The following is a 16,444-nucleotide window of genomic DNA, read 5'->3' as shown; positions in this document are numbered from 1 at the left end:
AAGGACGTAAAAACAGGAGCAAACTCAAATGCACATCAACATTCCGAAAAGAACTGTTCGTCCTATCCGAAACGGTTTTGTGCGACCGGAGGCGGGAACATTGACGGGGCTGGTTTGGGATCTGGCAGATGAGCACTACGAAAACAGCGGTAAGGTGCCGACTGTTCGACAGATTGTACAACAATATATGAGCCGCGTTCAGGGAGCGAAGGAAACAACTTGCCGCACGCAATATTGGCGCTGGATTCAGTACCATGACTTCAACGTCGCGCTGAAGCGGGTAATGTCCGACGAGCGAATGAGAAAGCGCGCTTCTCGCCGACTTCAGGGCGGAGAATAATCCGCGTGTGGAGTTTTCCACAAGGCAGGAAAATTCACGATCGGGCGTTCCACAATTTGCTGTTCCAGGCTCATACGGTGCATCGGAACGCGTTTGATCCAGACGCAATTCAATTGCGCCGGCTTCTTGCCATCAAGACGGCGAGGACACCCGGAAAATTGCGCTTATCGCAGTCAATCATCACATAGCGCGACAAGCATAAAGGCGTCCAAACTGATGGACGTCGGCAGCAACCGGATTCATCTGCACGACGGCGCCAGCGCCGCTTCCGTGCGCGCGGACCGGCCTTGGAACTATCAATCACACTTTGCTTTCGCTTGAGTCATTCGTATCGACGTGATTGTTGATGCGTGCAAGTGTGTTGTTGTAAGTATAAATGCGTATAAGTTCGTAAAAATGAGTGCGTATATCGATGATGATATTGCCGTGTCGATGAATATCCGTAATTAATTTTAACAAAATGTTAGGTTGTGTTGCGCTTTGCGTTTTGATTTATTTTAGGTGTCGCTCGGCGAGAGCGGAACGGCAGTTAACTAAACAATGAAAAGGAGAAGCGTAGTGGGTACATACAATGAGATTCGTGGCACCAACGGCGACGACCATTTGGATGGAACTGACGGCAATGATCGCGTCGCGGGCTATGACGGGAATGATGTTATCGACAGCAAGGGGGGCAGCGACTATTTGTCGGGCGATTTCGGCGATGATCTCATCAACGGTGGCGACGGTCAGGACGCGCTGAACGGCGATAGTGGCAATGATACATTGAATGGCGGTGCCGGTGATGATTTCATTAACGGGATGGGGGGAAATGATACTCTGGCCGGAGGCGGCGGCCACGACACATTCGTCTTCTCTCCAAGGGAGGGAGGCAGCGGCCAAGACACCATCGAGGACTTCGGTGTGGACGACAAGTTCAGCCTCAATATGGCTGATTTGAACTTTGACGACCTCAAAATTGAAAATACGCATCATGATGCGACCAACGACACGTTCCACGTTACCGATGCGGGCGGCCAAATCGATATAACCATCAACGCCCAGGGTCTTGGCGGCAAGCTTGACGCGACTTATTTCGACTTCAACCACTAACTGCTGATCGAACCTTGCCGCTCTTTTTGAGTGGCAAGATTGGCTATCAAAACCCAAATGGCATGATCGTACCTGACCCGTCGTTGATGTCTTGAATGATCTGGATGAACTGTGGGAAGTCGAAATCACGGCGTTATTGCTCATGTTCGATACGTTGTCTTGAGGATGGATGACTAGGACCGTCTGTCCGGCAAGCAACAGCGGGTCCGAATGATTTCCCCTGTCCATTCGGCCATTCCTCGCGGTCCAAATCATCCGCTGGCTCAACGCGCGCTTCGGCCTCCGCCGTCCTCCACCTGCGTTCCGGTCATGCCGATGCTTCCCGGCCTCCAGCCGGTCCTTAGCCGTATCCATCGACAACGCGAACAAGGAGCAAAACGCGATGACCGACACCCTCGTAAACTTCATCCAGATCAACGAAGACAACACGATCACCGGCAACATTGCCACCGTAGCCTTCGACATCGACATCAGCGGCGAGAAGCTCAGCAGCGACAACCCGAAGGCCCCGGTCTTCAAGCTCTTCGCTAAGACACCCCGCGGTCGAAAGATCGAAATTGGCGGTATTTGGGAAAAGACCAGTGTCACGAAGGGCACAACCTACTACACCCTCTCCGTCAACACTGGCTACGACAAGCTGAACGCCAATCTCGGGCGCTACCCCGGCCAGGATGATACGACCCTGATGGCAGTCATTCCCTGGGACTGAAAGCCGACGAAGGAAGAGCCCCCACCAGGGGCTCTTCTCGTAATTAGCTATCGTTGCAGTAACGGACGGCGCGGTTTAAAAGCGAGCCGGCCAAGGAGGTCGCTCGGCTGCAATGTTCGCCTCAGATAACAAGACAAACAATGTGAGCGACAGTGCGGAACTCACGCCCGACGCCGTCAAGTGAGAAGACCACCGGCTCCATCGTCTCTGAGGTGCGAAGTGCTGCGGGCAAAACGCGTTGGCCTTCCTTCGGCGATACGATTTCGTTGCGGCATACCGTCACCGAGATGGTAATCGGACCTGCGCCTGTTACCGATAAAAAGACCAGCCATATCCACGGTTAGGACTGGTAAGTCGAACACAACGTCAGGGGCGGTCGCGATCCATGAGCGCACCGGTATTTAGGAAGGGCATGTATGGTTTGTATCGCCCTGGATACCGTGCGGACAAAACCCGAGAGCGAGGCCAGCAGCGAGGAAAGACAGGCGCCTGAATTGACCCATAAGAGCGAAAATGCAGTCGAACTTGATACGAACCAACCGATCCGCCGTTCTGCTTGATGATCTTGCCCAGGTGCAGGGGCCGAATTTCTGTGCCGACGGTTCTTGACGAACGCATTGGCGACGGCAGCGGCGTCCAGCCATTTTTAGTTTGCCTTCGCACCAAGCATTGACGTTTGGAAAATAACGATACTATTCAATCTCGTTTCATTTCACCCATTTGGCTTTTGCGTGCCACTTTGATGTGCTGGCTAATCATCCTCTTGAGATAATAATTTATGGAGCGATCCTCGGCCACGGCCAATTCGTGCAATATGTCTCTGGTAGCTTTTTCGATACGGATTGTGAGATTTGCGTATTCCATGGTCTGCCCTTGGGGTTCGGTTATGTTTTGACCGGCAGTTGGGCCAGTCGGTGAAATCTCTTGCGTCCACCGGACAGGTTTCCGTCCTGCGGTTCTGGATCAATCTCCAATAGTTCTCTGGCCTTGTTGCTCGGTGCCCAGGCCTCGGGCACCAGGTCGGTCCGCATCTGATGCGCCAGTACCGTGGCATCGATCTTGTCGGTCTTAATCTTGGCGATCGCCTTGACCTTCAACGGATGGGCGAGAACGACATCGTCACAAATGTCGTCGAGCCAGTCGTAGATCACCATCCAGTTGCGCGTTGCCTCGACAACCGCATGCGAGTTCTCGCGGTAGCGTTCCAGGAACCCGCCCAGCGACTGGCGGTCGTTCTTCACCCGGCCGGAGCGTAGCGTCTTGCCGGCGTTGTCCTGGACCAGAAGGTGGCTGTAGGATTTGTGGTAGTCCACGCCAATATGGTATTCATAAGAGGCAGTCATGCTTCCAACTTCCTTGTTGAGATCGCCGAAACCCCAATAAGGTATGCCGAAAGGCTGGAAGCGTGACTGCCCCTCGATCATCACCTGCATTTCAGTGATCCGTTCTATCGGTGGAGGCGGACTCTTTCATGCCACGTCACATGGGAAGGTCTGCGTCAAGTCAGTCACAAAATCAGTCCTCTTCACAATATCGGTTCCAGGGACCAAGCCCGACGGCATGACACAGCTCGTTTGCCGATCAACCGCTTGCGGCGGGTGGGCTCCGGACGGCGAGACATTGTCCCTTACCGGCATTTCGCCATGCGCCAAGATTCGTGTGGATGGCGATCGAAAACGTCGGCCGTCATGTACCCAGGGATCTCCCTCGTGCAGTTGGGTGTAGCTATGCCAAAAGAATCGGAAAAAAAAGGACGGCGCTGTCCCTATTTGGGCAGGCGTCGCGATTGCAGCAACTTTCTTTGCAATTCGGCAATTTTCCTAACCGCCGGCTTCTTCCCGAATGAATGTATCCCGGCCTATTAACGCCGCGGAAGCCGATCCTATCCTTTCCACATCGTCGAGTGGAGAAGTGCCTGTATTTGCTCTGCCATGTCGAGTTCGCCGCGCGCCTCGATCTTCAAGAGATATCGGGCCTTGATCCGACGATCAGCTTCGCAGACCGCTGGATAGGCGCAGACCGCCAGCAGCGCTCTTTCCTCTGCGCGGCTCGCACTAGCGTGGTCGCGGTTGCTGATGGCCATTTCCTGGATTACGTTGACGAAGGCCGCGTAAGTTACCTTGTGCGCCTTGATCAGCGCTCGTAAATCGCGCGACGGTTCCCGGTCCACGCATCGCGGCTCTGCGGCGAGAGCCATTGTGGCAATGGTTGAGGCGATGATGGCGCTGCCGGAGTCGAGAAGCAAGGCGCGGCGGTTGATCCTGGCCATGGTGAATTCTCCTCTTCGCTTTAGCGTAGCTGGCAGATCGGCGTCGTAAGCAACTGCCGACCCCATTCTCACCTTAGCACGCCTGTCCGCACACTCATGTCAGGAGGAAGGGCGTGGACTGGCCGGAGCCCGGGAAGCAACGCACCTGGAGGAGGCCGCGCCAAGCGTGCGCAGTACAGGCTCGATCCCTTCGGGGCACATGCAAACCCAATAGCTCAAATTCAATACCTGCCACGCAGGAAACGACGAGTGGATTTACGATCAACTGCCTCAAGATGCCACGACCATTGAGGCGGCCAGCTACATATCGCGCTAAGACCAATACAGGGCGGGTTGACCGTGGCTTCGATCGCTGCGTTGCAGATCGCCGCAAGCGCAATTCCCTTCGCGCCGAACATGCTGTCGGTCTTCTCGCCGAACTGCGCGCTCGCCCGTACGCTCGCACAGGATATCCAGCTGCTGACGTTGCAGGTCGCCGAGCGGGATGCGGTGATCGACGGATTGCCGGAGGAGCCGTTCCGAGCCGGAGACGCAAGGCTCGTTCCGTTACGATGCCGTTCCTTGCGACGACGCCGGCTAAGAGCCGCGCATTGTCCCGACCGCTTCGTTGCGTGCGCCGATCTTGGTCTGTCCCTCCTTCAGCTCGCCCGTCGAGGCAGGGCTCGGTGTGGCAGACGCTGCCAGCCCATCAACCCTGTTCCGCACCAGCACCGAGAACAGGGTGTGACGGGCCGGCCTCCCGCGTCTGCCCCTGCCGCCTCGCCCTCGACAAAGAGGGCGAGCTGAAGGAGGCACCCATGACCACGGATCGCAGCAACTCGACCCCTACCGACATCTACGAACGCGTTACCAGCCAGATCATCGCCGCCATCGAGGCCGGCGCCGGTGACTACCGGATGCCTTGGCATCACGACGGATCTGCCATCACCATGCCCGTCAACGTCGCCTCGTATAAGGCCTATCGCGGCGTCAATGTTCTCTCGCTCCGGGCTGCAGCGCACTCGGCCGGTTATCCCGTCGGCATCTGGGCACCTATCGCCAGTGGCAGGCGCTCGGCGCCCAGGTTCGCAAAAGCGAACGCGGCCACCTTGTCGTGTTCTGGAAGATCGCCGAACGCCATTGCGAGGCGGACGTCCAACACGACGACCATCGTGACGAGCCTGCCCGGTGCATGTTCGCCCGCGGCTACACCGTCTTCAATTGCGCCCAGGTCGATGGCTACACGCCGCCCTCGATAGCGGCTCTGCCCGATGCCGAGCGGATCGAGCGAGCCGAACGCTTCTGCGCGGCGCTGGATATCGATATTCGCCACGGCGGGTCGCAGGCCTTCTACCGCCCGGCTACCGATCATGTGCAGATGCCGGAGTTCGCCTGCTTCCGCGACGCGGTCGCCTACTACGCCGTGCTGCTCCATGAATGTGGCCACGCCTCCGGCGCCAAGCATCGCCTTGACCGCAATCTCTCTGGACGGTTCGGTTCGGCCACCTATGCCATGGAGGAATGTACGGTCGAGCTGTTGAGCGCGATGATCTGCGCCGATCTCAACCTTAGCGTCGAACCGCGCGCCGACCATGCGCGCTACATCGCCTCCTGGCTTAAGGTGCTGCGTTGCGACAAACGCGCCGTCTTCACCGCGGCGAGCAAGGCGCAGGAGATCGCCGACTGGATGCACGCCAAGCAAACCGAAGCTGCGCAGCACGAGGTCCGGGGCGCCGCATAGGCGCCCCTTGTTCGCAACAGTGCTCCGTTTCATGCAGTGGTTTCGATCGGCAAGCCGGCGGCTTTCCATTCCGGATAGCCGTCCTCAAGCCGGCGCACGAGGTAGCCGCGAGCTCTCAGCGCTGCGACCGCTTCGAAGGAGAGGACACAGTAAGGACCACGGCAATAGGCGATCACTTCCCGATCTTGCGGAAGCTCGCGCAAGCGATCCTCCAATTCAGCCAGCGGGATGTTGAGGGCACCGGGAAGATGGCCGACCGTGAACTCGTCCTGCGGGCGCACATCGAGAAGTGTAACCAGGCCGTCCTGCAGCCTCGAGAACAGATCTGCGCGCGACACAGGCTCCAGTGCATCACGCGCCCGGAAGTAATCCGCCTTGACGCGATCGATCTCGGCCACGTTGCGCTCGCCGACGCGGCAAAGTGCATTGGTAAGTGCCACCACCTCGGCGTCGCCGGCGAGACGGTAAAGAATTTGCTTGCCACGGCGCTCTGTCTCGACAAGGCGTGCGCGCCGAAGGATCTGCAGATGACGGGACGTGTTGGCGAAGGTGAGGCCGGCCCGCGACGAAAGGTCCTCGACACTGCGCTCACCTTGCGCAAGGTGCTCCAGCAGCTCCAGCCGGTGCGCGTGGCCGAGCGCCTGCGCTACCTCGGCGAGGCTTTCGTAGATCGCCTGTTTCGGGCCGGTGCTTGACACAACATTTCCTCACTATATCATTCAGCGGATCGATTGAATGTAGCATTCCCGGCCGGGAGCGCAAGCACATGATCCTCCGCCAGTTTCTTCACACCTATCCGGTCGGCATCTCCTATCTGTTCGGCTGCGGCGGCAACGCGTTCCGGCCGCGGGCTGACCCATGAGTGATGCGGCCCCCCTTGAGCGACCTGCCGGTCACATCGTCAAGCTGGGACTTAAGGAGAACTGGCGCCAGTTCGCGCTCCTCGTCCTTGTCAATGCTTTCGTCGGCGGCATGGTCGGGATAGAGCGCACCGTCGTGCCGCTCATCGGCGCGGAAGAGTTCGGCATCGCCTCGACGACGCTCATCGTCTCCTTCATCGTCAGCTTCGGCGTGGTAAAGGCCCTTGCCAACCTCGTCTCCGGCCAGCTTGCTGATCTTTGGGGTCGCAAGCGCGTTCTCGTGCTCGGTTGGCTCGTCGGCCTGCCGGTCCCCTTCATGATCATCTGGGCGCCAAGTTGGGAATGGGTGATCGCCGCCAATGCCCTTCTCGGCATCAACCAGGGGTTTGCCTGGTCGATGACGGTAATCATGAAGGTGGATTTGGTTGGACCGAAGTCGCGCGGGCTTGCTGTAGGCCTGAACGAGTTCGCCGGCTATCTCGCTGTCGGTGTGACGGCATTCCTCACCGGCTATCTCGCCTCCCGCTACGGCCTGCGCCCCGCGCCGATCTATCTCGGCATCGCCTATGCGGTTCTCGGCGCCGTCCTGTCGATCCTGCTTGTGCGCGACACCCGCGAGCACGTCCGCCTCGAGGCCTCCTCACACGCAGAGGCGGCCCCGCCCATCAGCTTTCGCGAAGTGTTTGCACGTACCTCGTTCAAGGATCGCAATCTGTTCGCCGCTTCACAGGCCGGTCTCGTCAACAACCTCAATGACGGTATGAGTTGGGGCATCTTTCCGCTGTTCTTCGCCTCCTTTGGCCTCGGCGTCGAGCAGATCGGCATCCTCAAGGCGATCTATCCCGCGACCTGGGGAATCTTTCAGGTTGCCACCGGTCCCTTGAGCGATCGCTGGGGCCGCAAAGGCCTGATCGTTGCCGGCATGTGGGTGCAGGCCGCCGGCCTGTTCCTGACTGCGGCGACAGGAGAGTTTGAGTGGTGGCTTGCCGGTAGCCTTCTTCTCGGCCTCGGCACGGCCATGGTCTACCCGGCCCTCATCGCCGCCGTCTCTGACGCCTCGCATCCCACCTGGCGCGCTCGCTCGCTCAGCGTCTATCGCTTCTGGCGCGATCTCGGCTACGCTATCGGCGCACTTTCCGCCGGGCTGATCGCCGATCGCTTCGGGCTGTCCTGGGCGATCGCTGCGATCGCCGCGCTGACGTTTCTGTCCGGCATCATCGTCGCCGTGTTCATGCAGGAGCATCGGGACCATGTTCTCGATTTTGCACGAGACACGTAATGCAGTCCGCCGCTACAGCATTCGCGTCTAGGAGCCTTATGCCCACTGTGTTGTGGGCGCCATCGGACGCAGAACGATACGCACATGATATGGTGGGCGCACATGATTTTCAGTCTTTTGCTGATGATCCTGCTCCTCCTCGCGATGCTCAACCTCGTGGCCGCCACGGTTGCCGCTGATAAAGTGCGGGTGTTCTGATCCGATGCCACCGACCTATCTCGATTACAACGCCAGCACGCCGATTGATCCAACGGCGGCAGCGGCAATGCGACCATTTCTCGAGGAAGCCTTTGGCAATCCGTCCAGTGGCCATTGGGCGAGCATACCGGCAAAGGCCGCATTGGAGCACGCCCGCGGCCAGGTCGCCGCGCTGCTCGGTGCGGCGACCGACGAGATCGTGTTCACGAGCGGCGGCAGCGAGGCCAACAATCTGGCCATCAAGGGTACGTTCTTCGCGCTCAGGCACAAGGGCGAGCACATCGTCACCACCACGGTGGAACATCCCGCTGTATTGACGCCCTGCCGGTTCCTCGAGCGGCTCGGCGCGACGGTGACTTATCTGCCCGTCGACCCGACCGGTCGGATTGATCCCGAAGCCGTGCGCCGCGCCATCACGCCGCGCACTGTCCTGATCAGCGTCATGCACGCCAACAACGAGGTCGGCACGATCCAGCCGATCGAGGAGATCGGCGCCATCGCCCGCGAGCACTGCATCCGCTTTCATACCGACGCCGCCCAATCGGTCGGCAAGATCCCGACCAGGGTCGAAGCACTTGGCGCCGATCTTCTCACGATAGCCGGTCATAAGCTCTACGCGCCGAAGGGTGTGGGCGCACTCTATGTCCGCCGCGGTGTTGAGCTGGAGCCACTGATCCATGGCGCAAGCCATGAGCGGGATCGGCGCGCCGGCACCGAGAGCGCACTGCTTGCCGTTGGTCTCGGCGCTGCCTGCGCCCTGGCGCAGGACCTCGCGCCAATGGAACGCGTCCGGGCTCTGCGCGACCGCTTCTGGCACGCACTTCAGGATCGCTTCGGCGATCGCGTCGTGTTGAACGGCCACCTCGAGTACCGCTTGCCCAATACCCTTAGCGTCTCGTTTGTCGGCATGGTCGGCGCCGACGTGCTCGCCGGGCTCGATGGAGTTGCCGCGTCGACCGGCTCGGCTTGCCATTCGGGCCGCATCGAGCTTTCGCCCGTCCTTGCCGCCATGGGCGTGCCGGACATGGTTGGTATGGGTGCCGTGCGCTTCAGTCTCGGCAGGCCAACCACCGATGCGGAGATCGACGCCGTTGTTGATCGACTCGAGGCAAGCTTGGTTCCCTCCGCCAGCACCTGATCGACGCTGAATGGACAACTCCAGTTCCCGTCTGCTGCAGCGCAACTTTCGCGCCCGACGGCCCCTGATCTGTCTTACGCTCGCCCGATGGCCGAGAACCGCGAAAGCTTCGGACCTTAAGAGGCGAAAACTGACTGAAACATCTTGACTATCCAGATAAACCGCCGAACTCAGCAGCCGATCTCCAGTCTTGCCGTCGAACCCCGCGATGATCACGCCGGGTATATTTTGGCGAGTAAGCAAGGCGGGCGGCGCGCCTTAACGCATTCGGAATTGGGAGAAATACGGCTACGATTTTGCTGATCTTGATATTGAATTTTTTTCGCAGCATCGACCATTCTTCCGAGCAAGCACAACCGCATGATGGCAATCGGCGTTCTGCGCAACGGTGTTATTGCAGTTGTCTTCGCCCGCTTGGGAGGGAATGCTTGTCGGTAATCTCCATGCGGACCGCCAGTCAGAAGGAAAGGACGATACTATGACCGCTAAACCTCGTATCAAACCCTTGAGAGCTGCCGAAGAAGCCAAGGTCCAGAGACAGACTGCCAGCGATCCGGATGCACCCGAAGCAACCGATGAACAGCTGGCGCAGGCCACGCCGTTTGCCGAAGTCTTCCCGATTTGATGGAAAGCATCAAGCGGGCGGGGGACGGCCGAACGTCGACAAACCGCGGCAGCAAGTCTCCTTGAGACTGGATCCCGATGTGATTAAGGCATTCAAATCCACCGGCAAGGGATGGCAGGGTCGCGTGAATGAGGCACTGCGCAAGGCAGCTGGACTGTGAACAAGTGCCGTAAATTCGAGGCCTTTTGGAATCGGCGACTGGCTTGAACTCAGCAACGGCATTGAAGGCAAGGTGGTTGAAACAACTTGGCGGGCAACGCACTTACTTACGGGCGCAAACGACTTGGCGGCCAATCCCAATAGCGATCTTGCAAAGGCGAGACTGAAAAATCTGAGCAGTCCAGAGAGCAGCCACGGCGTTACACTCAGGGTCAGGTTGCGGCCGGGCCCAACGCCATCGGCCATCATTGATGTCATGCGCTCAGTTCTTCAGTTCTCCTCAGCAGCAACGTCATTCTTCCCCAACCCGAACCTGGCGTTGAGGTGTCCCTGGATGCAAGCGCAGTCGGGCCGAAACTGAGCTTCACGGTGGCGGAAAGTGGTTTAGCAGCGGGGGCAGAAAGCGAAATCTGCACTTGATCTATCGACATGCAAAAGCGGCGGGGTTAGCCCTTGCGACGCCCCCAGATGGGGCGTGCGTAGCACTCGCTGCACCGCAATCCGGTGCGCCGCTGATTGACCTGCAGGCCACGCCGCGGCGTTGCTTGATGCAATTTCGCGTTTCGCATCGATGACCGAGGACGAGAAGGAGGCGCTAGCGTCTACAATGAAACGCCGGACATTTCGGAAAGGCGAGTTCCTGGCCGAGCATGGTACAGTGGTGAAGTCATTGATGATCGTTCGAAGCGGAGTCGTGGCTGTCATCTGGCACAATGGAGTGCGGGAGAAAGAACTGGGGCGCCTGGATGCCAATAGCGGCGAAATGGGCTGACCGACCAGGACGCGGACGATGCTTCGCAGGTGGAGCCGTTGCTCAGCCAGATCGACGGCGAGATTGACCGGTTCACAGCCGACGGAGCCTGCGATGGCAGGCCGCCACCGGCTACGGCAAGCGTGCGCTCATCGAAACCGCCATCGGGCGATACAAGGCTTCAATCGGATGCATCCAAATATCGCGATTTCCCGGTTCGACGTTGAAGCTTTTAAATCGCCCAGACGTCATTGACGAAACATTTGCAACGGAACCTTCGGACTTGCGGTGATGATCAGGTGCGGCTCCACAGAATGGGCAGACTCCCGTGCCGAGAGCGTTGAACAGGCCGCCCGCTTCCTCAATTCTCCGGCATCGACACCTTTGTCCTTTCCGGGTACCCTCATCTGGAAGAGCCTATCGTTTCGGTGAGTTGGTGCTTCCGAACTGTCGCTCGACCACGAAATTCAATCGCGCTCGACGTCAGTCAATATGGGTCCGTTTGGCGAAACGGTCGCCGGAGACCACCGCCCGGCAAGTTTGAGGGCAAGCACATCGTGACAGAGCTACTTGTCGTTGCGATCGTCGGCGGCGGATTCTCCGGAACCGCCATTGCCTATCATCTGGCGGCACAGACACGAAGCAGCGATATCGAGATTGTTGTGATTGAACCGAGGGAGCGGCTCGGTGGGGGTCTCGCCTATTCAAGCAAGGATCCTTCCCACCGGATCAATGTCCCAGCCGCGAAGATGACGATGATCTCTGCGGAACCGGATCACTTTACCCGGTGGTTAGCAACCGATGTGGCCAGTGTCGGAGATGTTCTGGCGCGGACGACCAAGGGCGGTGACGAATTCCCGCAGCGTTCGGTATTCGGCCGCTATGTTCACAATCATGTTGAGCGTTTCCTCGAGACGGGCCGTATTTGGCACGAGCGAGCAACAGCACTGAGGATCATACCTGTCGGCAAGCGATATTCGATTGCCCTGACCGACGAAAGGAACGTTGACGCCGACATTGTCGTCATCGCCACCACCCACCCGCTCCCGTCCATTCCAAATGCCTTGCGACCCTTGATTGACTCGCCTCGCTTCATTGCCGACCCCTATGCTGAGAATGCGCTCCAAGAAATCGAACAGGATCATGCGGTTCTTGTCATTGGCACAGGCCTTACCGCCGCCGACGTGATCGCCTCTCTCGACAAAAACGGGCATCACGGTGACATCGTCGCTCTCTCGCGTCACGGTTATCGCTCTCGTGGACACGCCACACAAGCAATTGAGCCATTCGGCAGTTTTGGGCATGATGAAACCGCATCCAGTTTATTGAAGACCGTGCGTCAGGTATTAAAGGAAGCGCAGAACAAGAGCTTGACCTGGCACCCCGTCCTTGATGCCTTGCGCGATCAAGCACCCGCCATCTGGACTGCATTGCCTTCCCACGAGCGACGGAGGCTTGTTCGGCATTTGAGGGCGCTCTGGGATGTCCACCGCTTTCGCGTTGCCCCACAAGTGGAGCATGTGCTCGATCGCCGTTTGGGCGAAGGCACACTTCAAATTCTCGCAGCTTCACTGCATTCAGCGTACCAGGCCAGCAGGCGATTCAAAGTCTCGTATCGACGCCGGTTCACCCAGAGCATTGAAAGCATAGGCTTTGACGCCATCATCATCACCACAGGCCCTGCCCATGCCACAATTGCCCAAAGCAATCCCGCAGTTCAGTCGTTGTTCAATCAAGGACTGCTTGCGTCTGACCCTGTCGGGCTTGGCCTTCATACGGCAAAGACCGGCCAGGCGATTGGAAAGAAGGGCGAGTTTATCGACAATCTCTTTATTGCTGGGCCGCTGGCGCGTGGTACCTTCGGCGAACTGATGGGCGTGCCGGAAGTCACCCGTTACGCCGAATTCATTGCCGAACGTATCAGAGAAAGCGCCCTTGAGGCCCTTCAGGAAAAACAGACGACCTGTTGAGGACCCAACCGGGTCCTCAACCTCGCGCGGCATTGACGTCCTCCAGAAAGGTACAAAATGCAAAAGTCGGCAAAACAAACGGCACGCGTTGCGGTGTCGCTCATTGCACCGTTGTTGTTTGGCCCCGCCCCGTTTGCCGGCCAGAGCAATTAGAATTTATCCACGGCCGCTCTGGAAATGGCCGCCTTTCCGCAAGCCAAAATTTTGGATGCTTGAACCTACGGCCGCCGAGCGACGTAGCCGTAGAAGTTGCTTAAACCGTCGACAGAGCCAATAAGAGGCCTTCAGCCCAGACATCCGTCTCCTGCTCCGTCATGACACAGGTTTTGGGAAGCAACCGGCGAAAGGGCTCAATTGCGGGTGCCCAGAAGGGGTAACGCGAAAGGCTGAACCTCTCCTTCCGCCGCAATATTGCGCCCCTCTGAAAAGAACTCTAGGACCGCTGCATCTTCAAAGGACCGCAAGTTGGAGGCCTCGACCACGGTTTCGGCGCTTGGAAAGGCATCTGCCGGCGTCCGCCGCGACGACGTACACACTGGACCTTAACTCCCAGGTCGGCGCTGCCTGGTCGATTCTATCTGTCGAGGAGGCGCGCGGGCAGCCGATGCGAAATCTTGCGCTCATTTTATTCGCAACATCACATTCGATTCAACTGTGGCTTCAACTGTGGCTCAAACGCTGCGTCCCTGAAATCGGTTGGCGTCAAAGCGGGATGAATCCCACATTTCCAATCGAGGAAGGAGAAACCACCATGAACATGCAGACAAAGGCGCCCCGGTCGCCACTCAACGGCGTCGACACGCCGACCCTGCTAAGCACGATCAACTTCGTCGCGGGCCAGCCAGACCTGGCCACGTTCCAGTTCCGTGCTAGCAATGAATGGATTGAGGGCACCCACAGCCGCAGTGCAATGCACGGCTTTTTCGGTGCCGGCTCCGAACAGAAGCATATCAAGTCGTATTTCGCCGATGGCGATCATCCGGCAGTGCTCTGCGGTGCTGATCGCGGTCCGTCTCCTGTCGAATGGCTGCTCCACGCGCTCGCCACCTGCCTGACCGCCGGCATCGCCAATATTGCGGCGGCCCGAGGCGTGAAGCTGACGAAGGTGCACTCCTACGTCGAGGGTGACATCGATCTACGCGGCATCCTCGGCATCTCGGACGATGTCCGCAACGGCTACCAGAACGTTACGATTCGCTTCGAAATCGAGGGTGACGCGTCCTCTGAAAAGATGCAGCAAATCCTCGATCAGGCGCAGGCTCGGTCGGCGGTATTTGATGTTTTGACCAACGGCGTCCAGGTTTCGGTTGGCATAGCGTCGGCCCAGTAGCGCTGATTATTCTCATACGGTCCGGCGTTGTGCCGCCGGATCGTCCCCTCACCAAGGAAGAAGATCATGAACGCGACCGACGTCGCTATCATCGGCGGTGGCCAGGCCGGCCTTGCAATGAGCCGTTGCCTTTTTAACCGCGGTATCGGCCATCTCGTCTTCGAACGCGGCGCGATCGGGGGTCGTTGGCAAAGCCATGCCTGGGATTCGCTCCGGTTGCTCACGCCAAATTGGATGAACCGGCTACCTGAGGCTCCCTACGAAGGCAACGACCCCGATGGCTTCATGCTGCGGGATGATTACGTATCCCATTTGCGCGACTACAGCGCTGCCTTCGGGGCGCCCGTCATGGAGCAGACTGCAGTCACCTCGGTAACGCATGACCCGGCCGGATTCCAGATAGCGACCGATCGAGGCATTTGGCACGCGCGGGTGGTTGTAATCGCCACCGGTCAGTGTGATCTGCCCAATCTTCCCGGCATCGCCCATATCATCGATCGGCGCGTGACCAACTTGCATTCCCATCAATACCGTTCGCCGCTCGTCATACCCGACGGCGGCGTGCTTGTGGTTGGCGCGTCGTCCTCCGGCGTTCAAATCGCTGATGAACTGCGCCGCAGCGGCCGCGACGTGGCGTTGGCGGTCGGCCGACACACGCGGCTGCCGCGCACGTGGCGTGGACGTGACATTTTCTGGTGGCTCGATCGGATGGGCGTGCTCGCAGAACGGACCCGTGACCTGCCGGATCCAGAAGCCGCTAGGCGCCAGCCGTCGCTGCAATTGGCCGGCCGTCCGGACCACGCCAATATCGATCTGGCCACGCTGCAGGGCATTGGCGTCAAGCTTGTTGGACGAGTGGTCGCGGCCGAAGGGAACGCTATCGAGTTCGCGGATGATCTCGCTTCCAGCGTCGCGTCAGCAGAACTCAAGCAGCGACACCTTCTCGCAAGGATTGAGGCCTTTGCCGGTCTCGACCAACGGGCTCCGCAAGTCACGATCGAGCCGGTCGATCTGTCGCGGGCTGCACCACGCCGACTGTCACTCGCGGCCGGCAATATCCGCACCATCGTGTGGGCAACAGGCTATCGACGCGCCTATCCCTGGCTAAAGCTCCCTGCGCTCGGCCCCGATGGTGAAATCGCCCACCGGGACGGTGTGACGGGTATTTCCGGCCTTTATGCCCTTGGGTTTCGCCTGCTGCGCAAGCGTGACTCTAACTTTATCGGCGGCGTCGCGTCGGACGCAATCGAGCTTTCAAAGTGCATTTTCGCATTTCTCGACCAGCGCGGCCGAAAGGCTGCATGAGGAGGCCATCCATGCTACATGTTCCGGAATTCAAGCCCTACTATGATGTCATCATCGTCGGTGCCCGTTGTGCTGGCGCGGCAACAGCCCTACTACTTGCAAAGGGTGGTGTACGCGTGCTTGCGATCGACCGTCATGGTTATGGCAGCGACACGCTCTCAACGCACGCGTTGATGAGGCCTGCCGTCATGCAACTGTCGCGCTGGGGGTTGCTCGAGCCGTTGATCCACGGCGGAGCGCCGGTAATCACCTCGACCACCTTCCACTATGGCGAAGAAGAAGTGGCGATCCCCATCAGGCCGGAGCCGAGCATTCCAGGGCTGATCGCGCCGCGCCGCACGGTGCTCGACCGCGAGCTCGTTGATGCCGCGCGCGACGCTGGCGCTACGATCGTCCATGATGTCGCCGTGCAAGATCTGAACGTCGACGCCGCCGGCCGCGTGTGTGGCGTCGTGCTGAAGGATGCGGACGGCCACACCAGGGCGCTTGCAGCGAGTTATGTGATCGGCGCCGACGGCATCGGCTCTATGGTGGCCCGCAAAGTTCAGGCACCAACGCTTATCCGCGGACGCGCTTCGGTGGCCCACATTTTCGGTTATGCAGCCGCGCCAGACTCTTCGGGTTACCACTGGTACTTCCGGCCGGGCGTCAGCGGCGGAATGATACCGACTAATAACGGCCTTGCCTGCATCGTCGCAT

Annotated in this window: 13 protein-coding genes and 7 pseudogenes; 17 read left to right on the top strand and 3 right to left on the bottom strand. The window is 59.1% G+C overall.

What is annotated here, in order from left to right; all coding sequences use genetic code 11:
- Window positions 1-28: 28 nt before the first annotated feature.
- The 3 genes from AAAB35_RS08245 to AAAB35_RS08235 all read left to right on the top strand — a co-directional run bounded on the left by AAAB35_RS08245 (window position 29) and on the right by AAAB35_RS08235 (window position 2,141).
- Window positions 29-340 carry a hypothetical protein gene (locus AAAB35_RS08245; protein ID WP_340667736.1) on the top strand — a complete coding sequence of 104 codons (312 nt, stop codon included), beginning with the start codon at window positions 29-31 and terminating at the stop codon, window positions 338-340.
- Window positions 341-880: 540 nt separating this feature from the next.
- On the top strand, window positions 881-1,432 hold the full coding sequence (locus AAAB35_RS08240; protein ID WP_340667735.1) for a calcium-binding protein: 552 nt from the start codon (window positions 881-883) through the stop codon (window positions 1,430-1,432).
- Between the two features lie 382 nt (window positions 1,433-1,814).
- On the top strand, window positions 1,815-2,141 hold the full coding sequence (locus AAAB35_RS08235) for a DUF736 family protein (protein WP_340667734.1): 327 nt from the start codon (window positions 1,815-1,817) through the stop codon (window positions 2,139-2,141).
- Window positions 2,142-3,115: 974 nt separating this feature from the next.
- Here the strand turns inward: AAAB35_RS08235 and AAAB35_RS08230 are convergent.
- Together AAAB35_RS08230 and AAAB35_RS08225 are read right to left on the bottom strand one after the other, a co-directional pair.
- Window positions 3,116-3,484: pseudogene (locus AAAB35_RS08230) on the bottom strand (transposase); the annotation flags it as partial.
- A 539-nt stretch (window positions 3,485-4,023) separates the two neighbouring features.
- Window positions 4,024-4,410 (bottom strand): hypothetical protein, encoded by a 387-nt coding sequence (locus tag AAAB35_RS08225; RefSeq protein ID WP_340667733.1) that lies wholly within the window; start codon window positions 4,408-4,410, stop codon window positions 4,024-4,026.
- Between the two features lie 339 nt (window positions 4,411-4,749).
- Between AAAB35_RS08225 and AAAB35_RS08220 the strand changes: the two genes are divergently transcribed.
- Window positions 4,750-5,196 (top strand): hypothetical protein, encoded by a 447-nt coding sequence (locus tag AAAB35_RS08220; RefSeq protein WP_340667732.1) that lies wholly within the window; start codon window positions 4,750-4,752, stop codon window positions 5,194-5,196.
- A gap of 11 nt (window positions 5,197-5,207) precedes the next feature.
- A pseudogene (locus AAAB35_RS08215) lies at window positions 5,208-6,130 on the top strand (zincin-like metallopeptidase domain-containing protein).
- Window positions 6,131-6,159: 29 nt separating this feature from the next.
- On the opposite strand, the gene AAAB35_RS08210 reads toward AAAB35_RS08215, so the two are convergent.
- Window positions 6,160-6,828 carry a metalloregulator ArsR/SmtB family transcription factor gene (locus AAAB35_RS08210; protein ID WP_340667730.1) on the bottom strand — a complete coding sequence of 223 codons (669 nt, stop codon included), beginning with the start codon at window positions 6,826-6,828 and terminating at the stop codon, window positions 6,160-6,162.
- A 160-nt stretch (window positions 6,829-6,988) separates the two neighbouring features.
- On the opposite strand from AAAB35_RS08210, the gene AAAB35_RS08205 reads away from it, so the two are divergent.
- From AAAB35_RS08205 to AAAB35_RS08150, 12 genes and pseudogenes are all read left to right on the top strand, one after another.
- Window positions 6,989-8,269 carry an MFS transporter gene (locus tag AAAB35_RS08205; protein ID WP_340667728.1) on the top strand — a complete coding sequence of 427 codons (1,281 nt, stop codon included), beginning with the start codon at window positions 6,989-6,991 and terminating at the stop codon, window positions 8,267-8,269.
- A 202-nt stretch (window positions 8,270-8,471) separates the two neighbouring features.
- On the top strand, window positions 8,472-9,605 hold the full coding sequence (locus AAAB35_RS08200; RefSeq protein WP_340667726.1) for a cysteine desulfurase family protein: 1,134 nt from the start codon (window positions 8,472-8,474) through the stop codon (window positions 9,603-9,605).
- A gap of 265 nt (window positions 9,606-9,870) precedes the next feature.
- Window positions 9,871-10,087, top strand: a pseudogene (locus AAAB35_RS08195) (BrnT family toxin).
- Window positions 10,084-10,390 (top strand): annotated as a pseudogene (locus AAAB35_RS08190) (BrnA antitoxin family protein). Before AAAB35_RS08195 ends, AAAB35_RS08190 begins: the two co-directional pseudogenes overlap by 4 nt.
- Before the next feature lie 24 nt (window positions 10,391-10,414).
- Window positions 10,415-10,750, top strand: a pseudogene (locus tag AAAB35_RS08185) (mechanosensitive ion channel family protein); the annotation flags it as partial.
- Window positions 10,751-10,996: 246 nt separating this feature from the next.
- Complete coding sequence (locus AAAB35_RS08180) at window positions 10,997-11,161, top strand: hypothetical protein (RefSeq protein WP_340667724.1); 165 nt, start codon at window positions 10,997-10,999, stop codon at window positions 11,159-11,161.
- Window positions 11,152-11,330: pseudogene (locus AAAB35_RS08175) on the top strand (IS5/IS1182 family transposase); the annotation flags it as partial. The gene AAAB35_RS08180 and the pseudogene AAAB35_RS08175, both read left to right, overlap by 10 nt.
- A gap of 181 nt (window positions 11,331-11,511) precedes the next feature.
- A pseudogene (locus AAAB35_RS08170) lies at window positions 11,512-11,701 on the top strand (alkanesulfonate monooxygenase); the annotation flags it as partial.
- Window positions 11,698-13,110, top strand: a complete 1,413-nt coding sequence (locus AAAB35_RS08165) for an FAD/NAD(P)-binding protein (RefSeq protein WP_340667723.1) — start codon at window positions 11,698-11,700, stop codon at window positions 13,108-13,110. The pseudogene AAAB35_RS08170 and the gene AAAB35_RS08165, both read left to right, overlap by 4 nt.
- 751 nt (window positions 13,111-13,861) lie before the next feature.
- On the top strand, window positions 13,862-14,440 hold the full coding sequence (locus AAAB35_RS08160; RefSeq protein ID WP_340667722.1) for an OsmC family protein: 579 nt from the start codon (window positions 13,862-13,864) through the stop codon (window positions 14,438-14,440).
- Window positions 14,441-14,506: 66 nt separating this feature from the next.
- Window positions 14,507-15,745 (top strand): NAD(P)/FAD-dependent oxidoreductase, encoded by a 1,239-nt coding sequence (locus AAAB35_RS08155; RefSeq protein ID WP_340667721.1) that lies wholly within the window; start codon window positions 14,507-14,509, stop codon window positions 15,743-15,745.
- An 11-nt stretch (window positions 15,746-15,756) separates the two neighbouring features.
- On the top strand, window positions 15,757-16,444 hold a 688-nt coding region (locus tag AAAB35_RS08150; RefSeq protein ID WP_340667720.1), incomplete at its 3' end, for an FAD-dependent monooxygenase.

Origin of the sequence: Phyllobacterium sp., from assembly GCF_037994425.1 — a bacterium.
Classification (GTDB): Bacteria; Pseudomonadota; Alphaproteobacteria; order Rhizobiales; family Rhizobiaceae; genus Phyllobacterium.
Note: the sequence above shows the minus strand (reverse complement) of the source record. Positions and strands in the feature narration are given on the sequence as shown.

Bases quoted from the DNA above. Each gene is read 5' to 3' on its own strand.
- AAAB35_RS08235 (WP_340667734.1), top strand. From the start codon at position 1,815: ATGACCGACACCCTCGTAAACTTCATCCAGATCAACGAAGACAACACG.
- AAAB35_RS08240 (WP_340667735.1), top strand. From the start codon at position 881: ATGAAAAGGAGAAGCGTAGTGGGTACATACAATGAGATTCGTGGCACC.
- AAAB35_RS08180 (WP_340667724.1), top strand. From the start codon at position 10,997: ATGAAACGCCGGACATTTCGGAAAGGCGAGTTCCTGGCCGAGCATGGT.
- AAAB35_RS08200 (WP_340667726.1), top strand. From the start codon at position 8,472: ATGCCACCGACCTATCTCGATTACAACGCCAGCACGCCGATTGATCCA.
- AAAB35_RS08155 (WP_340667721.1), top strand. From the start codon at position 14,507: ATGAACGCGACCGACGTCGCTATCATCGGCGGTGGCCAGGCCGGCCTT.
- AAAB35_RS08245 (WP_340667736.1), top strand. From the start codon at position 29: ATGCACATCAACATTCCGAAAAGAACTGTTCGTCCTATCCGAAACGGT.
- AAAB35_RS08205 (WP_340667728.1), top strand. From the start codon at position 6,989: ATGAGTGATGCGGCCCCCCTTGAGCGACCTGCCGGTCACATCGTCAAG.
- AAAB35_RS08160 (WP_340667722.1), top strand. From the start codon at position 13,862: ATGAACATGCAGACAAAGGCGCCCCGGTCGCCACTCAACGGCGTCGAC.
- AAAB35_RS08225 (WP_340667733.1), bottom strand. From the start codon at position 4,410: ATGGCCAGGATCAACCGCCGCGCCTTGCTTCTCGACTCCGGCAGCGCC.